This is a genomic window from Mesorhizobium marinum (assembly GCF_040813675.1).
Taxonomy (GTDB): Bacteria; Pseudomonadota; Alphaproteobacteria; order Rhizobiales; family Rhizobiaceae; genus Mesorhizobium_K; species Mesorhizobium_K marinum.
In genome coordinates this window covers 107,070-125,446 of the sequence record NZ_JBFOCI010000006.1, presented here as the reverse complement: position 1 = coordinate 125,446, position 18,377 = coordinate 107,070, and the positions used below count along the sequence as shown (strand labels likewise).

General features: G+C 65.3%; 17 protein-coding genes. 7 read left to right on the top strand and 10 right to left on the bottom strand.

Translation table 11 applies throughout. The features are described from left to right. The first annotated feature begins 88 nt into the window (after positions 1-88). A complete protein-coding gene (locus tag ABUE31_RS18420) occupies positions 89-1,051 on the top strand; it encodes an AEC family transporter (RefSeq protein ID WP_367725169.1) in 963 nt (320 codons plus the stop codon). Here ABUE31_RS18420 and ABUE31_RS18415 read toward each other — a convergent pair. Beyond that, entirely contained in the window at positions 1,028-2,254 is a 1,227-nt protein-coding gene (locus tag ABUE31_RS18415; RefSeq protein WP_367725168.1) for a UbiH/UbiF family hydroxylase, read from the bottom strand. The genes ABUE31_RS18420 and ABUE31_RS18415 overlap by 24 nt on opposite strands. A 160-nt stretch (positions 2,255-2,414) precedes the next feature. Between ABUE31_RS18415 and pcsA the strand changes: the two genes are divergently transcribed. The 6 genes from pcsA (at position 2,415) to ABUE31_RS18385 (ending at position 9,038) form a co-directional block, all read left to right on the top strand. Next, positions 2,415-3,191 carry a phosphatidylcholine synthase gene (gene pcsA, locus ABUE31_RS18410; RefSeq protein WP_437344149.1) on the top strand — a complete coding sequence of 259 codons (777 nt, stop codon included), beginning with the start codon at positions 2,415-2,417 and terminating at the stop codon, positions 3,189-3,191. 2 nt (positions 3,192-3,193) lie between these two features. Continuing rightward, complete coding sequence (locus ABUE31_RS18405) at positions 3,194-4,171, top strand: quinone oxidoreductase family protein (RefSeq protein WP_367725166.1); 978 nt, start codon at positions 3,194-3,196, stop codon at positions 4,169-4,171. 132 nt (positions 4,172-4,303) lie between these two features. Continuing rightward, complete coding sequence (locus ABUE31_RS18400; protein WP_367725165.1) at positions 4,304-5,872, top strand: ABC transporter ATP-binding protein; 1,569 nt, start codon at positions 4,304-4,306, stop codon at positions 5,870-5,872. Next, on the top strand, positions 5,872-7,002 hold the full coding sequence (locus ABUE31_RS18395) for an ABC transporter permease (protein WP_367725164.1): 1,131 nt from the start codon (positions 5,872-5,874) through the stop codon (positions 7,000-7,002). The genes ABUE31_RS18400 and ABUE31_RS18395 overlap by 1 nt, the downstream gene beginning before the upstream one ends. Then, positions 6,995-7,909 (top strand): ABC transporter permease, encoded by a 915-nt coding sequence (locus tag ABUE31_RS18390; RefSeq protein WP_367725163.1) that lies wholly within the window; start codon positions 6,995-6,997, stop codon positions 7,907-7,909. The genes ABUE31_RS18395 and ABUE31_RS18390 overlap by 8 nt, the downstream gene beginning before the upstream one ends. A 52-nt stretch (positions 7,910-7,961) precedes the next feature. Next, positions 7,962-9,038 (top strand): BMP family ABC transporter substrate-binding protein, encoded by a 1,077-nt coding sequence (locus tag ABUE31_RS18385; protein ID WP_367725162.1) that lies wholly within the window; start codon positions 7,962-7,964, stop codon positions 9,036-9,038. A 103-nt stretch (positions 9,039-9,141) separates the two neighbouring features. Here ABUE31_RS18385 and rimO read toward each other — a convergent pair whose 3' ends face one another. The 9 genes from rimO to ABUE31_RS18340 all read right to left on the bottom strand — a co-directional run bounded on the left by rimO (position 9,142) and on the right by ABUE31_RS18340 (position 18,318). Further along, the gene (rimO, locus tag ABUE31_RS18380; RefSeq protein WP_367725161.1) at positions 9,142-10,458 is read right to left on the bottom strand and encodes a 30S ribosomal protein S12 methylthiotransferase RimO; all 1,317 of its coding nucleotides are present in this window, start codon (positions 10,456-10,458) and stop codon (positions 9,142-9,144) included. A gap of 133 nt (positions 10,459-10,591) precedes the next feature. Further along, a complete protein-coding gene (locus tag ABUE31_RS18375; RefSeq protein WP_367725160.1) occupies positions 10,592-11,281 on the bottom strand; it encodes a TerC family protein in 690 nt (229 codons plus the stop codon). Between the two features lie 277 nt (positions 11,282-11,558). Continuing rightward, positions 11,559-12,026 (bottom strand): YbaK/EbsC family protein, encoded by a 468-nt coding sequence (locus ABUE31_RS18370; RefSeq protein WP_367725159.1) that lies wholly within the window; start codon positions 12,024-12,026, stop codon positions 11,559-11,561. 24 nt (positions 12,027-12,050) lie between these two features. Further along, entirely contained in the window at positions 12,051-12,860 is an 810-nt protein-coding gene (locus ABUE31_RS18365; protein ID WP_367725158.1) for an MBL fold metallo-hydrolase, read from the bottom strand. Positions 12,861-12,862: 2 nt separating this feature from the next. Next, a complete protein-coding gene (locus tag ABUE31_RS18360; protein WP_367725157.1) occupies positions 12,863-13,657 on the bottom strand; it encodes a TatD family hydrolase in 795 nt (264 codons plus the stop codon). Positions 13,658-13,664: 7 nt separating this feature from the next. Then, entirely contained in the window at positions 13,665-15,215 is a 1,551-nt protein-coding gene (gene metG, locus ABUE31_RS18355; RefSeq protein ID WP_367725156.1) for a methionine--tRNA ligase, read from the bottom strand. A gap of 90 nt (positions 15,216-15,305) precedes the next feature. Next, positions 15,306-16,358: a DNA polymerase III subunit delta' gene (locus ABUE31_RS18350; RefSeq protein WP_367725155.1), complete on the bottom strand. Its 1,053-nt coding sequence runs from the start codon at positions 16,356-16,358 to the stop codon at positions 15,306-15,308. Positions 16,359-16,362: 4 nt separating this feature from the next. Then, a complete protein-coding gene (tmk, locus tag ABUE31_RS18345) occupies positions 16,363-17,025 on the bottom strand; it encodes a dTMP kinase (protein WP_367725318.1) in 663 nt (220 codons plus the stop codon). Positions 17,026-17,142: 117 nt separating this feature from the next. After that, positions 17,143-18,318 carry a D-alanyl-D-alanine carboxypeptidase family protein gene (locus tag ABUE31_RS18340; protein WP_437344148.1) on the bottom strand — a complete coding sequence of 392 codons (1,176 nt, stop codon included), beginning with the start codon at positions 18,316-18,318 and terminating at the stop codon, positions 17,143-17,145. Positions 18,319-18,377: the final 59 nt, after the last annotated feature.

The window sequence follows — 18,377 nt, the reverse complement described above, 5'->3', positions numbered from 1 at the left end:
ACGGCGGCGATCAATTCAATCCCGGACGCTTGACGGGCCGGGAAGCGAAGCGTTACCGCGTCAGCAGAGCCGGGAAACGCACAGCCTAATGTCGGACATCGTTGGCCTCGTCCTGCCGTTCTTCGGCCTGATCTTCCTCGGCTTCTTCGTCGCCCGGATCACGCGCCAGCCGGTCGAGGCGCTCGGCTGGATGAACACCTTCATCGTCTACGTCGCGCTGCCCGCGCTGTTCTTCCAACTGCTGGCCAAGACGCCGTTCGAGCGCCTGACCGAGTGGACCTTCATCCTCGGCGCCGTGCTGTCGACCTACTTCATCTTCGGCCTGATGTTCGCGGGATCGATGCTCATCGAGCGGAGCAGCATCGCGGAATCGACCGTCAAGGGCCTGGCGGCCGCCTACGGCAACATCGGCTACATGGGCCCTGGGCTGGCGCTTCTGGTGTTCGGGCCGGAGGCTGCGGTGCCGGTCGCGCTCATCTTCTGCTTCGAAAACATCATCCATTTCGCCGTCGCGCCGATGATGATGGCGCTTTCGGGCGGCGAACGCAGCGCGCCGCTGCAACTGGCGCGCGGCGTCATCCGCAAGATCGCGCTGCACCCCTTCATCATAGCGACGGCCGTGGGTGTCGCGGCCGCCTATCTGCAGGTGCGGCCGCCGCTGCCGGTGGAGCGCCTGCTCGAATACCTGTCGGCCGCCGCCGCGCCCTGCGCCCTGTTCGCCATGGGCGTGACATTGGCGCTTCGTCCCTTGAAGCGGGTTCCAAAGGAACTCGGCCCGATCGCCTTCCTGAAACTCGTGCTGCACCCGCTCGTCTGCTACGTCGTGCTGAGTTGGGTGGGCGACTTTTCCGAGGTTTGGCTGTTCTCGGCGGTGCTGCTGGCGGCGCTGCCGACGGCCACGAACGTGTTCGTCATCGCCCAGCAGTATCATGTCTGGGTGGAGCGCGCCTCGGCCAGCATCCTGCTCACGACCTGCATTTCCGTCGCGACCGTGACCGGGCTGCTCTACCTGATCCGGAGCGGCGTCTTACCGCCTGATCTGTTCCCTTAGGTCCGAAAACACCGACGCCAGGCCGCTGCCGGGCTGAAGCCCTTCGCGCATGAACAGTGCGCGCAGCGGCGCCATGCCGCCGACGACGCCGAGCCCGGCGCTGCGGGCGATCTGCGCCGGCAGCATGTCGGACAGGAGCGAACGGTTGAGGAGGTTGACCGCGCCGGCCCGGGCCAGGACGTCGGGGCGGCGTTTGCGGTCATAGGCCGCCATCGCCCTGTCGGAGCCGGGATCAGAGATATTTTCTCCAACGATACCAACAAGGTCGCGGACATCCCTGATGCCAAGGTTGAGCCCCTGCGCGCCGATCGGCGGGAATACATGGGCTGCCTCGCCGACCAGCGCGACGCGGTTTTGCGCGAAACGGGCGGGGAGCGTTGCGCCGAGCGGGTAGACCTGCCGGCCGGCTTCGACCGACACCTTGCCCAGCATCGATTGCATGCGCTCCTCGATGCGGGCAGAGAGGGCCGCGTCGCTGAGCGCCATGAGTTCCTCGGCGGTGTTCGGCCTGACGACCCAGACCAGGCTGGAGCGGTCGCCGGGCAGGGGTACCTGCGTGAAGGGGCCGGTCTCCGTGTGGAACTCCGTCGAGACGAAGCCGTGGCCGCGGCTGTGCGCGAAATTCAGGACCAGCGCCGCCTGGGGATACGCGGTCGCCGAGGTCCTGATGCCGGCGGCCTTGCGCGCCGGCGACAGTCGCCCGTCGGCGGCGACCGCCAGGGCTCCCTCGACGACTGCGCCATCATCGAGCCGCGCGACCACCTCGTCAGCCGCGATTGTCCAGGCCGCGATCATGACGTCGCGCCTGTCTACGCCCGGCCGACTGGCTAGCGCCGCCTCCAGCGCTTCGTTCAGGTCGCGATTGGGGATGTTGAGGCCGAAATGATCCTGGCCGATCTCTGCGGCGCGGAAGGTTACCGGCGGACTGCGCACGAGGCGGCCCGTCGCATCCACGATCCGCATCGCCTTGAGCGGGGCCGCCTTGCGCTTCAGACCCTCGAGGACGCCCAGCCGATCGAGATAGTCGAGGGCCGGGGTCATCAGCGCAGTGGTGCGCCGGTCGGCAGCCGCAGGCGCGCGCCCGGCCAAGACCACGGGTATGCCGAGATCGGCAAGCGCCAGCGCGGCGATCAGGCCAACCGGTCCAGTGCCGGCGACGATGATCGGCGGGGTCTCGATGGTGCCGGAGGGATTGCTGCTCATGTCGCCCAAGCTATAAGCCACCGGCGGCGGCCGGATCAATGCGACCGGAAGCCCCGCGCCTTCGGCACGACGTGGCTTGTGCCGCTCGCGAACGTGCGAGTACTGTTAACGACGACCCCACCGGCTGGAGCCGGACATGCAACCGGGATTGGCGCGGCATTTGAGAACGAAACGAAAAGTCACCTGGCCGCAGGCGCGCGCCTTCTCTGTTCACCTGCTGACCGCCTCGGGCTCGTTCCTGGCGTTTCTATCGCTCGTCGCGGCAAGCGAGGAGCGATGGACGGCGATGTTCTGGTGGCTGGGCCTGGCGCTGTTCGTCGACGGCATCGACGGGCCGATCGCGCGCAAGCTCGAAGTCAAGGAGATCCTGCCGACCTGGTCCGGCGAACTCCTCGACAACATCATCGACTATGTGACCTACGTTCTGATCCCGGCCTTTGCGCTCTACCAGTTCGGCCTGATGGGCGAGGGGCTGTCCTTCCTGTCGGCCGCCATCATCGTCGTTTCGAGCGCCGTCTACTATGCCGATACCGGCATGAAGACGACGGAAAATTTCTTCAAGGGGTTTCCGGTCGTTTGGAACATGATCGTGTTCACCCTGTTCGTGATCGAGCCGGGTGAATGGGTCTCGTTCGGCGTCGTGGTGATCGCCGCCATCCTCACATTCGCGCCGGTCCACTTCCTCCACCCGGTGCGTGTCAAGAGGCTGCGGCCGCTGAACCTCGGCGTGACGCTTGCCTGGTGCGCGTTCGGCGCCCTTGCCCTGGCGGAATCGTTCCTGGCGCAGTTCTACAGCCAGATGGGCGTGCTGGCCGAGAACGTCAGCAGCTTCACCAAGATCGGCATCGGCGCCACCAGCATCTATCTCTTCTGCATCGGCGGAATCATGCAGCTGTTCCCGGGTCTCGGAGGACAGCCGGAAAGCGACAGGGCCTGACAATGTCCAAAGCGATCAAGGTACATGCACACGGTGGGCCGGAGGCTCTGTCCTACGAGGACAACGAACCGGGGCGTCCCGGCCGGGGCGAGGCGCTGGTGCGCCACACCGCCATCGGGCTCAACTTCCTCGACACATATTTTCGAAGTGGCCTCTACCCGGCCCCGAACGGCCTGCCGCTGATCCCCGGTGGCGAGGCCGCCGGCACGGTCGTGGAGGCCGGCGAGGGGGTCGACTGGCTGAAGCCCGGCGACCGTGTCGCCTACGTAGCGCCGCTCGGCGCATATGCCGACGAGCGCGTGATCGCAGCCGACCGGCTGGTCAGGATCCCCGAGGGCGTTTCGGACGAGCAGGCCGCGGGGATGATGCTGAAGGGCATGACGGCCGAGTACCTGCTGCGGCGGACCTTCAAGGTGAAACCGGGCGACACCATCCTCTGCCACGCGGCGGCCGGCGGCGTCGGCCTTATCGTCGGGCAGTGGGCCAAACATCTCGGCGCGACCGCCATCGGCACGGCCGGCTCGCCCGACAAGGTCGAACTTGCCGCTACGCACGGCTACGACCATGTCATCGACTACCGTGCACAGGACTTCGTCGCCGAGGTGAAGCGGATCACCGGCGGGCGTCTTTGCGACGTGGTCTATGATTCCGTCGGCCAGGACACTTTTCCGGGATCGCTCGACTGCCTGCGCCCGCTCGGCATGTTCGTCTGTTTCGGCCAGTCGTCCGGACCGATCCCACCGTTCAACCTGTCCATCCTGGCGCAGAAAGGGTCGCTCTACGCCACCCGCCCGACGCTTTTCACCTATGTCGCCAAACGGGAGGACCTGGAGGCGGCGGCCGCCGCCCTGTTCGAGGTCGTCGCCGCCGGAAAGGTCAACGTCAGCATCAACCAGCGCTATGCCCTGAAGGACGCCGCGCGGGCGCATGCCGACCTCGAAAACCGCAGGACGACCGGAGCGACCATTCTGATTCCGTGAAAAATGCCGTCGATAGCCGCTGGAAAACTTGAAAATCTTTCAAAACGACGGCGCTTTGCACTGCAGCGTAGCTGGACCTACGATGCCGGCGGGAACTAAAGAACGAATCTGGCAAACAGATCGGGAGGCACCGTGAGTGCTGACGGTAGTGGCGCGAACCTGCTCGAGGTCCGCGGCCTGACAAAGATATTCGGCACGCTGAAGGCGTGCGACGGCGTCGACCTGACGATCCGCAAGGGCGAGATCCACGCCCTGCTGGGCGAGAACGGCGCCGGCAAATCCACGCTGGTAAAAATGCTGTTCGGCTCGCTGGAGCCGCATTCGGGTGAAATCCGCTGGAACGGCCAGGCCGTCAAGATCGGCAGTCCGAGCGTCGCCAAGAAGCTCGGCATCGGCATGGTGTTCCAGCATTTTTCCCTGTTCGAGGCGCTGTCGGCCGCCGAGAACATTGCGCTATCGCTGGCCGACCAGACGCCGATCGCCACCATCGCGGCCAAGGCACAGGCGCTGTCCTACAGCTACGGCCTGCCACTCGATCCCTACTCCCTGGTTGGCGATCTCTCGGTCGGCGAACGCCAGCGCATCGAGATCATTCGATGCCTGCTGCAGAATCCGGACCTCATCATCCTCGACGAGCCGACGTCGGTGCTGACGCCGCAGGAGGCCGACAGGCTGTTCGAGACGCTCGAGCGGCTGCGCGCGGAAGGCAAGTCGATCCTCTACATCTCGCATCGCCTCGAAGAGGTGAAGCGCCTGTGCGACGCGGCGACGGTCATGCGTCACGGCAAGGTCGTCGCCCACACCGATCCGCGCCAGGAGACCGCCGCCTCGCTGGCGCGGCTGATGGTCGGCAGCGAGGTACATGCCGTCGTGCGCGCGCCGGTCGAGGGCATCGAAAAGGCCGAGGCGCTGCTCGAGATTCGCCACCTCTCACGGCGACCGGCGACGCCGTTCTCCATGCCGCTGAAAGACATCTCGCTGGCCGTCAGGGCAGGCGAGGTCATCGGCATCGCCGGTGTAGCCGGCAACGGCCAGGGCGAATTCTTCGAGGCGGTGTCGGGCGAGGTGCTGCAGGACGAGGCCGACGCAATCCGCATCCGCGGCAACAGCGCAGGCCGCCTGTCGATCACCAGCCGCAGGATGCTGGGCGCCGCCTTCGTTCCCGAGGAACGGCTCGGCCACGGCGCGGCGCCGCTGATGAAGCTCTCGGAAAACCTGTTCCTGTCGCGCTACGCGACGGACCGCAAGGTGTTCCTTGGCGCCGGCGGCCTCGTCAAGGAAAGCGCCGTCGATGCGGCGACCCAGCGGATCGTCGAGGAGATGGACGTGCGCAAGAGCGCGCGCGACCCGGAGGCGGCGGCGCTCTCGGGTGGCAACCTGCAAAAGTTCATCATCGGACGCGAACTGGATCGCAGGCCGGCCGTGATGTTGGTCAACCAGCCGACCTGGGGCGTCGACGCAGGCGCAGCCGCCAAGATCAGGCAGTCGCTGATCGAACTCGCGCGCAACGGCTCAGCGGTGCTGGTGATCAGCCAGGATCTCGACGAACTGTTCGAGATATCGGACGCCATTGCGGTGATGCACAACGGCGAACTGTCCAGGCCGCTTTCGCGCGCCGAGGCGACGTTCGAGAAGATAGGGTTGCTGATGGGCGGCGCTGAGCCCGGGCATGTCGATCATGACGCACGGGAGCCTGCCTGATGCGGATTGAACTGGTCAGGCGTCCGCAGCGGTCGGCCCTGTTTTCGGCGCTGTCGCCGTTCATTGCGCTCGGTCTTACCCTGATTGCCGGCGCGATCATGTTCTCGCTCCTGGGAAAGAACCCTGCCGAGGCGCTCTACTATTACTTCATCGACCCGCTGACCGGCATCTGGGACCCCGGCAACCGCTGGCAGTTGCACGAACTGGCGATCAAGGCGGCCCCGCTGATCCTGATTGCCGTCGGGCTGTCTGTCTGCTTCCTGTCCAACAACTGGAACATCGGCGCCGAGGGCCAGTTTGTGGCGGGCGCCGTCGCCGGCTCCTTCATCCCCGTGCTCTTCCCGGAGTTCCAGTCGTGGGTCGTGCTGCCGCTGATGCTGCTGTTCGGCATGGCGGGCGGCGCGGCCTACGCATCCATCCCGGCCTTCTTCAAGGTCAGGTTCAACACCAACGAGATCCTGACCAGCCTGATGCTGGTCTATGTCGCGCAACTCTTCAACGATTGGCTTGTCCGCGGCATCTGGCGCAACCCGGAAGGCATGAGCTTCCCGGGCACGATCAGGTTCAACGAATATGCGATCCTGCCGCAGATCTGGCCGGACTCCGGCCGCGCGCACTGGGGCTTCGTGTTCGCGCTGGTCGCCGCCGTGCTCGTCTGGTTCATGCTGTCGAAGACGCTGAAGGGCTTCGAGGTGAAGGTCCTCGGCCAGAGCCCGAGGGCAGGGCGCTTCGCAGGTTTCTCCTCCGGCAAACTTGTGTTCTTCGTCTTCCTCCTGTCGGGCGCGCTTGCCGGGCTTGCCGGCATATCCGAGGTAGCCGGACCGATCGAGCACCTGAACGAGAAGATCTCCATCGGCTACGGCTTCACCGCGATCATCGTCGCGTTTCTCGGGCGCCTCAATCCGCTGGGCATCGTCGCCGCCGGCATCATCCTCGCGCTTACCTATCTCGGCGGCGAATCCGCGCAGATCGCAATCGGCGTGTCCGACAAGGCGGTGCGGGCCTTCCAGGGCATGCTGCTGTTCTTCGTGCTCGCCTGCGACACGCTCATCCACTATCGCATCCGGTTCGCCGGAGCGCCGACGGCCACGGCGGAGCCTGCCAAGGCGGCGGAGGCCCAAAATGCTTGAGCAGATCATCATCACGATCGCGACGGCGGCGACTCCGCTGCTGATTGCCGCGCTCGGCGAACTGGTCGTCGAACGCTCGGGCGTGCTGAACCTTGGCGTCGAGGGCATGATGGTCATGGGCGCGGTGACCGGCTTCGGCGTCGCGCTCACCACCGGCTCGCCATGGCTCGGGGTGTTCGCGGCGATCATCGTCGGCGCACTGTTTTCGCTGCTGTTCGGGTTCCTGACGCTGACGCTCGTCACCAACCAGGTTGCGACCGGTCTCGCGCTCACCCTGCTCGGGCTCGGCCTTTCCGGCATGATCGGCGAGAGCTTCGTCGGCCAGCCCGGCGTCAAGCTCGGCACGCTGTACATTCCGGGCCTTACCGACCTGCCGTTCGTCGGCAAGCTGTTTTTCGGCCAGGATCCGATCTTCTACATCTCGATCCTGCTCACCTTCGGGGTCGCCTGGTTCCTGTTCAGGACCCGCGCCGGCCTGACGCTGCGCTCGGTCGGCGACAATCATGGCTCGGCGCACGCGCTCGGCATCAACGTGATCGGCATCCGCTATCTCGCCGTGATGTTCGGCGGCGCCTGCGCCGGCCTGGCGGGCGGCTTCCTGTCACTGGTCTACACGCCGCAGTGGATCGAGAACATGACGGCAGGACGCGGCTGGATCGCGCTCGCGCTCGTGGTGTTCGCCTCCTGGCGTCCAGTGCGCGTGCTCGCCGGCGCCTACCTCTTCGGCGCGGTCTCCATCGGACAGCTTCATGCGCAAGCGCTGGGGATAGGCATCCCGTCCCAGCTGCTTTCCGCACTCCCCTATCTGGCAACCATCGTCGTCCTTGTTCTAATCTCACGCAATCGGCGACTGACGATGATCAACACACCGGCTTCACTGGGGCGGCCGTTCGTGCCAGATCGCTAGACGACAACAGACGGGACAGACCCCAAGAAGAACCTCAAGAGGATCGACTCGAATGAAAACCAGATTTCTAACGCTCGCAGCGACCGCGGCCGCGCTCGCCTTCGGAACGATGGCCGCCGAGGCCAAGGTCAAGGCCTGCTTCATCTATGTCGGACCGATCGGCGACTTCGGCTGGTCCTATCAGCACCACCAGGGCGCGCTCGAGGCGCAGAAGGCGCTGGGCGGTGAGGAGCAGGTCGAACTCGCCTACCTCGAAAGCGTGCCCGAAGGCGCCGATGCCGAGCGCGCGATCGAGCGGTTCGCCCGTTCCGGCTGCAACATCATCTTCACGACGTCGTTCGGCTACATGGACGCCACCAATGCGGTGGCCAAGAAGTTCCCCGACGTGAAGTTCGAGCATGCGACCGGCTTCAAGCGCGAGTCGCCGAACGTCTCGACCTACAATTCGCGGTTCTATGAGGGCCGCTACGTGCAGGGCATCATCGCCGCCAAGATGTCCAAGGCGGGCGTCGCCGGCTACATCGCGTCCTTCCCGATCCCCGAGGTCGTCATGGGTATCGACGCCTTCGTGCTCGGCGCGCAGACCGTGAACCCGGACTTCAAGCTCAAGGTCGTGTGGGCTGCCACCTGGTTCGACCCGGGCAAGGAAGCCGACGCCGCCAAGGCCCTGATTGACCAGGGCGTCGACATCATCACGCAGCACACCGACTCCACCGCGCCGATGCAGGTTGCCGCCGAGCGCGGCATCAAGGCCTTCGGCCAGGCGTCGGACATGATCAAGTTCGGTCCCGAGACCCAGCTGACCTCGATCGTCGACGACTGGGGCCCATACTACACCATGCGGATCAAGGCGGTGATGGACGGCAACTGGGAACAGAGCGACATCTGGCATGGCATGAAGGAAGGCCATGTCGTGATGGCGCCCTACACCAACATGCCCGATGACGTGAAGAAGGCCGCCGAGGAAGCCGAAGCCAAGATCAAGTCGGGCGAGTTCAACCCCTTCACCGGTCCGGTCAGCAAGCAGGACGGATCGGAATGGCTCAAGGACGGCGAAGTTGCCGAGGACGGCGTGCTCCTGGGCCTCAACTTCTACGTCAAGGGCGTCGACGACAAGTTGCCGCAGTAAGCGGGCGCGGATCGAGGGAAGGGGGCGCCGGCGGCGCCCCCTTTTCGTTGTTGCTGTCTATCGTGTCGGCTTCAAGCGACGGAATAGGCTCAGGCTGCCGCCGTCAGACCGCGCTGCCGTAGAGGTCGTAGGCGTCGGCGCGGTCGACCTTCACTGTGACGATGTCGCCGGAACGCAGCGGGCGCCGCGCCTGGATGTGCACGGCGCCGTCGATCTCCGGCGCGTCGTACTTGGTTCGCCCCTTGGCTGAGGTGCCGTTCGCCTCGTCGATGATGACCGGCAGGCGCTTGCCGACCTTCTTCTGCAGAAGGTTGGCCGAGATTTTCTGCTGACGCTGCATGAAGCGGTGCCAGCGCGCTTCCTTGACCTCGTCGGGAACCTGCGCGAGGCCCATCTCGTTCGAGCGCGCGCCGCCGACCGGTTCGTACTTGAAACAGCCGGCGCGATCGATCCTGGCTTCGTCGATCCAGTCGAGCAGCATGTCGAAATCCTCGTCGGTCTCGCCCGGGAATCCGACGATGAAGGTCGAGCGGATGGCAAGGTCCGGGCAGGCGTCTCGCCAGGAGCGGATGCGATCCAGCGTCTTCTCGCCATGCGCCGGCCGGCGCATGTTCTTCAGCACCTGAGGGGAGGCGTGCTGGAACGGGATGTCGAGGTAGGGCAGGATCTTGCCCTCGGCCATCAGCGGGATGACGTCGGCGACGTGCGGGTAGGGGTAGACGTAGTGCAGCCGCACCCAGATGCCCATCTCGCCGAGTTCCTGGCAGAGGTCGAGGAACCTTGCCTTTACCTCGCGGTCCTGGAACGGGCTTGACTTGTATTTGACGTCGATGCCGTAGGCGCTGGTGTCCTGCGAGATGACGAGCAGTTCCTTGACGCCGGCCTTGGCCAGCTTTTCGGCCTCGCGCAGCACGTCGCCGGCCGGGCGCGAGACGAGATCGCCGCGCAGCGCCGGGATAATGCAGAACGTGCAGCGGTTATTGCAGCCTTCCGAGATCTTCAGGTAGGCATAGTGGCGCGGCGTGAGCTTCACGCCCTGAGGCGGCAGCAGGTCGACGAACGGGTCATGCGCGGGCGGGGCGGCTTCGTGAACCGCCGCCATGACGCTTTCGTAAGCCTGCGGGCCTGTGATCGCGAACACGTTCGGATGTTTTTCGCGGATCAGATCGGGCGTGGCGCCCATGCAGCCGGTGACGATGACCTTGCCGTTTTCCTTCAGCGCCGTGCCGATCGCGTCGAGCGACTCGTCGCGCGCCGAATCCAGGAAGCCGCAGGTGTTCACGACCACAAGGTCGGCGCCGTCGTGCTTTCGGGCGATCTCGTAGCCCTCGGCCCGCAACCGGGTGAGTATCCGTTCGGAATCGACGAGCGCCTTGGGGCAACCAAGGCTGACAAAACTGACGCGTGGCGCAGCAGACATGCGGGCAGGGCTTTCCGATAGCTGGGAATTGCGGCGCAGTATCACAGTTTTCGCGGTTTGTAAGCACCGCAAGGCCCAAGCAAGACCCGGAGGCCTTGCAAGGGCCGGCGCAGCCCGGATCAGGATCAGGCGTCTAGTGCCCGCCGGTGCCGCCGCCGAACCAGCCGCTCAGGAACCCGAACTGCTCGGGAAACTGGTCGACGGCTCCGTCGAGGCACATCTTCAGCGCCACGTAGAGGATGATCAGCAGGCCGACATAGGCGATCCAGCGGTACTTGTGCAGCAGGCGCGCGACGAATGTGGCGGCGAAGCCCATCAGCGCGACCGACAGGACTAGGCCGAACACGAGCACCGTGGGATGCTCCATCGCCGCGCCCGCGACCGCCAGGACGTTGTCGAGCGACATCGAGACGTCGGCGATCACGATCTGCCAGGCAGCCTGCGCGAAGGTCTTGCGCCGGCTGCCGCCGACAGAGCCGTCCTTGTTCAGGTCGGCGTCGGCAAGTGCCTCGGTCGCCGCTTCCTCGTCCTCGTGGCTGGTGCGAAGCTCGCGCCACATCTTCCAGCACACCCACAGGAGCAGGAGACCGCCGGCGATCAGCAGCATCGGGCCGATGGCCAGCAGCCAGGTGGTGATCAGCGCAAAGCCGATGCGCAGGACCGTCGCGGCGATGATGCCGACCAGGATCGCTTTCTTGCGCTGGTCTGCCGGCAGGCCCGCCGCAGCGAGGCCGATCACGATGGCATTGTCGCCGGCAAGGACAAGGTCGATGGCGATGACTTGAAGAAGCGCAGCGAGCCCGGCGGCGGTGAAGATTTCCATGAAATTCGGTTGCCTTTCGCGCAACTGGTGGAATGGCCCGGTGAGCACGCCCGTACAATCCGGCCCGAATGGCGTCAAGAGAATCGGGGTCGCAGACGGTCCGGACACTTCGTCACGGATCACGCCGTCGAGGCAAGAGCGCCGGAACGGGCTGTGCCTGTGAATCAGCGCAAGGCGCCGCGACGTAGCACAGGGCGCTCTGCACACCTTTGTCGCATAAGATATATTATGGAACTTTGCTGTAAGGCAAACCCGCCGAATTTCGGGCTGTACGGCCCTACACGGCGATGTCCGCGACGGTCGCCTTCGCCGCTTGCAGCAACTCGCCCGGTTCTGCCTGGAACACGGCATCGTGCGCGCCGGCCGCGGCCCAGACCGTGCTGTGGCCCAGCAGTCCGCTTTCCGCGAAGGCCGGCAGCTGCGTGGCGTGGCCGATCGGCGAAACGCCGCCGATGGCGAAGCCGGTGCGTTCGCGGATCAGCCTTGGATCGGCGCGCGACAGCTTTTCGCCGGCCACGCGCTCGGCCTTGGCCATGTCCAGCCGGCTCGAGCCCTGCAGCAGGAAGAGATAGAGGCCGCCGCTCGGTTCGCCCTGGAAGATCAAAGACTTCATGATCTGGTCGACAGAACAGCCGCACTGTTGCGCCGCTTCCTCAGACGTCCGGGTCGAGGCGCCCATGCGCTTTACCTCGATCGCCAGGCCGGCCGATTGGGCCGCCTCCATCACGCGCTCAATGCTTCCCATTATGAAACTTCTTCATCACTTTGATTATATTGGTATTTCAATCGACATACCGTCGTATGCCGGTTCGACATAGTCAGGCGTTTCCGCAGCGACGGTCGCATAGTCGAGCGGCGTGTGCATATGCGTGAGCACTGCCCGCCCAGGCTGCAGCCGGTCGATCCATTGCAGCGCCTCGCCAAGCGAGAAATGGCTGGGATGCGTCCGGTACTGCAGCGCATCGATGACAAGGACGTCCAGGCCGCGCAGACGGTCGACCGTATTGCCAGGGAAATCGCTGACGTCAGGGCAATAGGCAACCCGGCCGATCCGGAACCCGAGGGAAATCATGTCGCCGTGGACCTGAGGCAGCGGTTCGAAGGTGAGGGGACCCCCCTCTCCTTCCACGGTGAACGCGGCCGGTGGGTCGATCAGCCTGGCCTGCAGGATCGGCGGATAGGTTCCGCCGGGTGGCGTCTCGAAGCAGTATCCGAACGCCTGCTTCAGGCGTGTCAGGGTCGGAATATCGGCGAAGATGTCGATCAGCCCGTTCTGCTGCAGCCAGTAGCCGCGCAGGTCGTCGATCCCGTGGATGTGATCGGCATGGGCATGCGTGTAGACGACCGCGTCCAGCCGCTCGACCTTGGCGGCCAGCATCTGGGTCCGGAAGTCCGGACCGGTGTCGATCACCACGCGCGTCGTGCGCCCGTCCGGAGCCACGCGCTCGACCATCGCGGACGTCCGTGTGCGCCGGTTCCTGGGATTGGCGGGGTCGCAGTCGCCCCAGTCGCCGGTGATCCTCGGCGTGCCCGGCGAAGAGCCGCAGCCGAGAATGGTAAGGCGCAGGGTGTCGCCCACGCTCAGGCGTCCCGGCGTGCGGCCCGACCGGCCTTGGAGAACAGCCGGAAGAAGTTCTCGGTCGTGATTGTCGTGATGTCCTCGAGGCTCAGGCCTGTCGTCTCGGCCAGCGTCCTTGCGGTGTTGACGACGTAGGACGGCTCGTTGCGCTTGCCGCGCAAGGGCACGGGGGCGAGATATGGCGCATCCGTCTCGACCAGCAGCCGGTCGCGCGGGGTTTCCCGGGCAATGGCGCGCAATTCATCGGAATTCTTGAACGTCAGGATGCCCGAAAAGGAAACATAGCCGCCGAGCCTAACGCCGGTGCGCGCCAGTTCCGCGCCCGACGAGAAGCAATGCAGTACGAAAGGGAAGGCCCCCTTCCCCATCTCGTCCTCAAGCGTCGCGGCGATGTCGGCGTCGGCGCTGCGCGCATGGATGACCAGAGGCAGTCCGGTTCGCCGCGCGGCATCGATGTGTGTGCGGAAGCCCTGCATCTGCGCGTCGCGCGGGGCCTTGTCGTAGTGATAGTCGAGCCCGGCCTCGCCGATCGCCACGACTCTGGGGTTCGCCGCCAGCCGCACCAGTTCCTCGACCGTCACGTCGGGTTCCTCGGCGGCGTTGTGCGGGTGCGTGCCAACGGAACAGAAGACGTTCTCGAATTCCTCCGCGATGGCAAGGACCTGCGCGAACTTCCTGACGCGCGTGCAGATCGTCACCATGTGCCCGACGCCAGCCTCGCGAGCGCGTGCAACGACGGCCGCGCGCTCCTCGGCGAAGTCGGGAAAGTCCAGGTGGCAGTGGCTATCGACCAGCATAGGCGCTTCAGGCCTCTTCGGCCGTCTCGACGTAACGCGGGAAGACCGGCGAAGGCGCCGGCAACGGCGTACCCGAAGCGAGCGAGCGGGCATCGCCGAGATCGGCGAAGCTGCGCTCCTGCTCTGTCACCCCGAGCAGGTCGAGCAGCTTTGCCGCCGACCCCGGCACGAAGGGCTGGCACATGATGCCGATACGCCTGAGCAACTCGGCCGTCGTCCAGAGCACCGTCTCCATGCGGGCCGGGTCGGTCTTCTTCAGCGCCCAGGGCTCCTGGCCGGCGAAGTAGCGGTTTGCCTCGGCAACGACGGCGAAGATGGCCGCCAGCGCCTGGTGGATCGCCTGCTCGCCCATTGCCTTGCGCGCCGTCGCAATCGCTTCGGACGCCTGCCGCAGCATTGCTTCATCGGCTTCAGCGAGCGGACCTTTCGTCGGAACGGCCCCGCCGCAGTTCTTCGCGATCATCGAAAGCGAGCGCTGCGCCAGATTGCCGAGATCGTTGGCGAGGTCGGCATTGGTCCGGTTGACGATCGCCTCGTGGCTGTAGTTTCCGTCCTGGCCGAACGGAACCTCGCGCAGCAGGAAGTAGCGCACCTGGTCCAGTCCGTAATGCTCGACCAGCGCGAACGGGTCGATCACGTTGCCGACCGACTTCGACATCTTCTCGCCGCGGTTGAACACGAAGCCGTGCCCGAAAACGCGCTTCGGCAGTTCGATGCCAGCCGACCACAGGAAGGCGGGCCAGTAGATCGCGTGGAAGCGCACGATATCCTTGCCGATTATGTGCGCGTCGGCCGGCCAGTAGCGCCAGCGATCGGCATTCTCGTCGGGATAGCCGGCCGCGGTGATGTAGTTGGTCAGGGCATCGACCCAGACATACATGACGTGCTTCTCGTCGCCGGGCACAGGCACGCCCCAGTCGAAGGTGGTGCGCGAGATCGAAAGATCCTTCAGGCCCGACTTGACGAAGCTCGCCACCTCGTTGCGACGCTCGGCTGGCCCGATGAAGTCAGGCCGGCTCTCGTATAGCGCCAGCAGCCTGTCCTGGTAGGCCGAGAGCCTGAAGAAATAGCTCTCCTCCTCGACCCACTCGACCGGGGTTCCCTGCGGCCCGTAGCGGACGCCGTCGGCGCGGAGTTCGGTCTCCTCCTCGCCGTAATAGGCTTCGTCGCGCACCGAGTACCAGCCGGCATAGCCGCCCTTGTAGATGTCGCCGCTCGCCGCCATCGCCTTCCAGATCGCCTGGCTGGCGGCGTAGTGACGTTCCTCGGTCGTGCGGATGAAGTCGTCGTTGGATACGTTCAGCGCGCCCGTCATGCGCTTGAATTCAGCCGCATTGCGGTCGGCGAGTTCGCGCGCCGTGATGCCTTCCTTGCGCGCCGTCTGCAGCATCTTGATGCCGTGCTCGTCGGTGCCGGTCAGGAAGAACACGTCCTTGCCGTCGCAACGCTGGAAACGGGCGAGCGCGTCCGTGGCGATCATTTCGTAGGCGTGGCCGATATGCGGCTTGCCGTTCGGGTAGGAAATAGCAGTCGTGATGTAGAATTTTTCGCGTGACATGGGACGCCAATCAAAAGCGGAGACAGGTTTTGGGGCGGAGATAGCGCATCGGGACGGCCGAGGCCATCCCACAGCCTCCATGCTGCGACGTCACATTCGGAACGTGTCTTGCAGGCGTGCGATCATGCTCAGCGCGTGTTGCTTGCGGTCGAGGTTATAGGTCTCGGTCTCCTCGATCGCAACCCGAGCGTCCTGCCACTGGCGCGAGCAACGGTCGGCCCGGCCGGCGTCGCCCTCCATCGCCGCAGCGCTTGCCGCGGTAGCGAACAGGTCGAGCACGTGCCGATTGAAGATGTCGAACTGCACCGACCGGTCACGCCCGCTCACCGCTTCGGCCACGCGATAGGCGCTGGCGATGTCGAGGCTGGGCGAAAGCGCGACCTTGTCGGTCGCCTCCGCGATCTCGAGACCGCCATACTGCGTCAGCAGCACGGCCATGCGCACGCTGCCGCCCGAGCGTTCGGCAAGAACCGCCTGTGCGGCCGCATCGGCGGGCGGTGGGATGTCGAAGGCGGACAGCGCGGACATCAGATCGCGCTGGCCGAGCGGCTGCAGCCGGATCGTCTGGCAGCGCGACCGGATCGTCGGCAGGAGCCCGCCTGGCGAATGCGCGATCAGGATGAAGACCGTCCGTGTCGGCGGCTCCTCGAGGTTCTTCAGGAGCGCGTTGGCGGCGTTGGTGTTCATGTCGTCCGCGGGATCGACGATCACCACGCGGTAGCCGCCGTCATGCGAGGTCATCGACAGGAAGCGGTTGACCCGGCGAATCTCGTCGACCGTGACGACGGTCTTGAAGCCCTTGGTCTTGTCGTTGGCAGGGCGCGTGAGGTGCAGCACAGATGGATGCGCGCCGATGGCGATCTGGCGAAACAGCGCGGATTGCGGATCGGGGGGCGCCAGGTCGGACGGCGCATCCTCATGCCTCGGATGGGAAAGCAGATGATAGGCGAAATGGAAGGCCAGCGTCGCCTTGCCGACGCCGAGCGGCCCGGCGAACAGCAGTGCGTGCGGGAGCTTGCCTGCGCGATAAGCGCCGGCAAGCATCGATGTCGCCTCGTGGTGCCCGAAAAGCCGGGGGGTTTCCGCCGGCTCGGGAATGCCGTCGAGGGTGTCGTGCTGTTCTGTGGCGATCCGTTCGAACATGGCGTCAGGTCTCCTGAACCGCGTCCGTGTCGGCGTCCGCGCGCTTGTCAAGCGCGGCGAAGACGGCCTCCGTCACGGCGTTCTCGACGGCGTCGGCGTCGAGCCCGGCGTCGATGACCACGCAGCGCTTCGGCTCCTTGATGGCGATGTCGAGAAAGGCCTGCCGCCGCCGCTTGTGCACGGCGAGTTCTTCCTTTTCGAACCGGTCGACCTGATCCTCGCCCCGCCGGGACGCTGCTCGGCGAAGCCCCTCCTCCGGGTCGATGTCGAAGATCAGCGTCATGTCGGGCATGATCCCGTTCAGCGACACGCGTTCGATCTCATCCAGGAGGCTGGCGTCGACGTTGCTCTGGTAGACGCGCGACGAATCGACGAAGCGGTCGCAGAGCACGATCTTGCCGCGACGCAGCGACGGCCGGATCAGTTGCTCGATGTGGTCGGAACGCGCCGCTGCGAAGAGAAGGGCTTCCATCTGCGGCCCGAAGGGCTCGGCCGCCCCGGAAAGGATGACGTGGCGTATCGCCTCGGCGCCAGGCGAGCCGCCGGGTTCGCGCGTCACCACGACCGGGTAGCGCTTGTCGCGCAGCTTCTCGGCGAGACGCGCGATCTGCGTCGACTTGCCTGCGCCCTCCCCGCCTTCGAACGTGATGAAAAAACCGTGCACCAGATTGCCGTTCCGTGTCATGGCCATGCCCAAGGGGCGGCCCGACAGCCGTATTAGATCAATGCGCGCGTCGATGAAATCGGTTCTGCGGCGCGCCCGGTCGAAATGGCCGGCCGGCGGCTAGCGCAGCCAGCCCACCATCAGTTCGCCGACCGCGTCGAGGGCGCGCTGCTGCAGCGTCCCAAGTTCGACAGTTTCCGCGGCATAGAGCGGCGTTTCCTGGCTCATGTTGTCGCCGATCCAGACTTTCAGGACACCAACCGGCGTTCCCTCCTTCACGGGAGCGGTCAGCGGTCCCTTGTAGACGATGCGGGCCACCAGCCGGTCGGTGTTGGTCAGCGGGATGAAGATGCTGATCGGTCCGCCCGCCTTCAGCGCGACCGACGACTTTGCGCCGCCGAACACCTGGGCATCGCCGATGATGTCTCCCGTGTCGAAAAGCTTGGTCTTCTCGAAGGCGCGCAGGCCCCACTCCAGAAGCTTGCGCGACTCTTCGGCGCGCTCCATCTCGCTCGACATGCCGCTCATCGCCGCGAAGACGCGGTTGCCGCCGCGCTGCACCGAGCCGACGATCGCGTAACCGGACGCCTCGGTGTATCCGGTCTTCATGCCGTCAGCACCGATCTCCATCTCGAGGAGCGGGTTGCGGTTGGGCTGCGTAATCTTGTTCCAGGTAAACTCGCGGATGCCGTAGAAGCGGTAGTATTCCGGGTACTCCTGCCAGATGTGGCGCGCCAGATGGACCAGTTCGTTCATGGTCACGACCTGGCCTTCCGCCGGAAGTCCGTTGGAGTTCTTGAACACCGACTTGGGCATGCCGATCTGGCGCGCCCGCTCCGTCATCATCTTGGCGAAGTTCTCTTCGGTTCCGGCGAGCCCTTCGGCGAGAACGATGCAACCGTCATTGGCCGACTGCACGATCACGCCCTTTATCAGATCCTCGACCGGGATTTCCGACTTCACCTTCGCGAACATCGTCGAGCCGCCGGCCTTGGCGCCGCCCTTCGTCCAGGCGTTCTTGCTGACCGCGAACTTGTCGTCCATCTTCAGCCGGCCGACCTTCAGGGCGTGAAAGACGACCTCCATGGTCATCAGCTTGGCGAGCGATGCCGGCGGTATAAGCTTGTCGGCGTCCTTCGAGTAGAGGATCGTGCCGGTCTCGGCGTCGATCATCATCACCTGTTTGGCGCGTGTTTCGAACAGTTGCGACTGCTGCTGGGCCCGGGCAGGCACCACGCCTGCCGGCGCAAGAACCATGACGAGCGCGATGATGAAGGATAAAGCGCGTGTTGCCATGTGCGCGAGGTCCTGAAGTGTTGCAGCTGAGACTTTGAAAACTAACAGCTTTTCCAGAG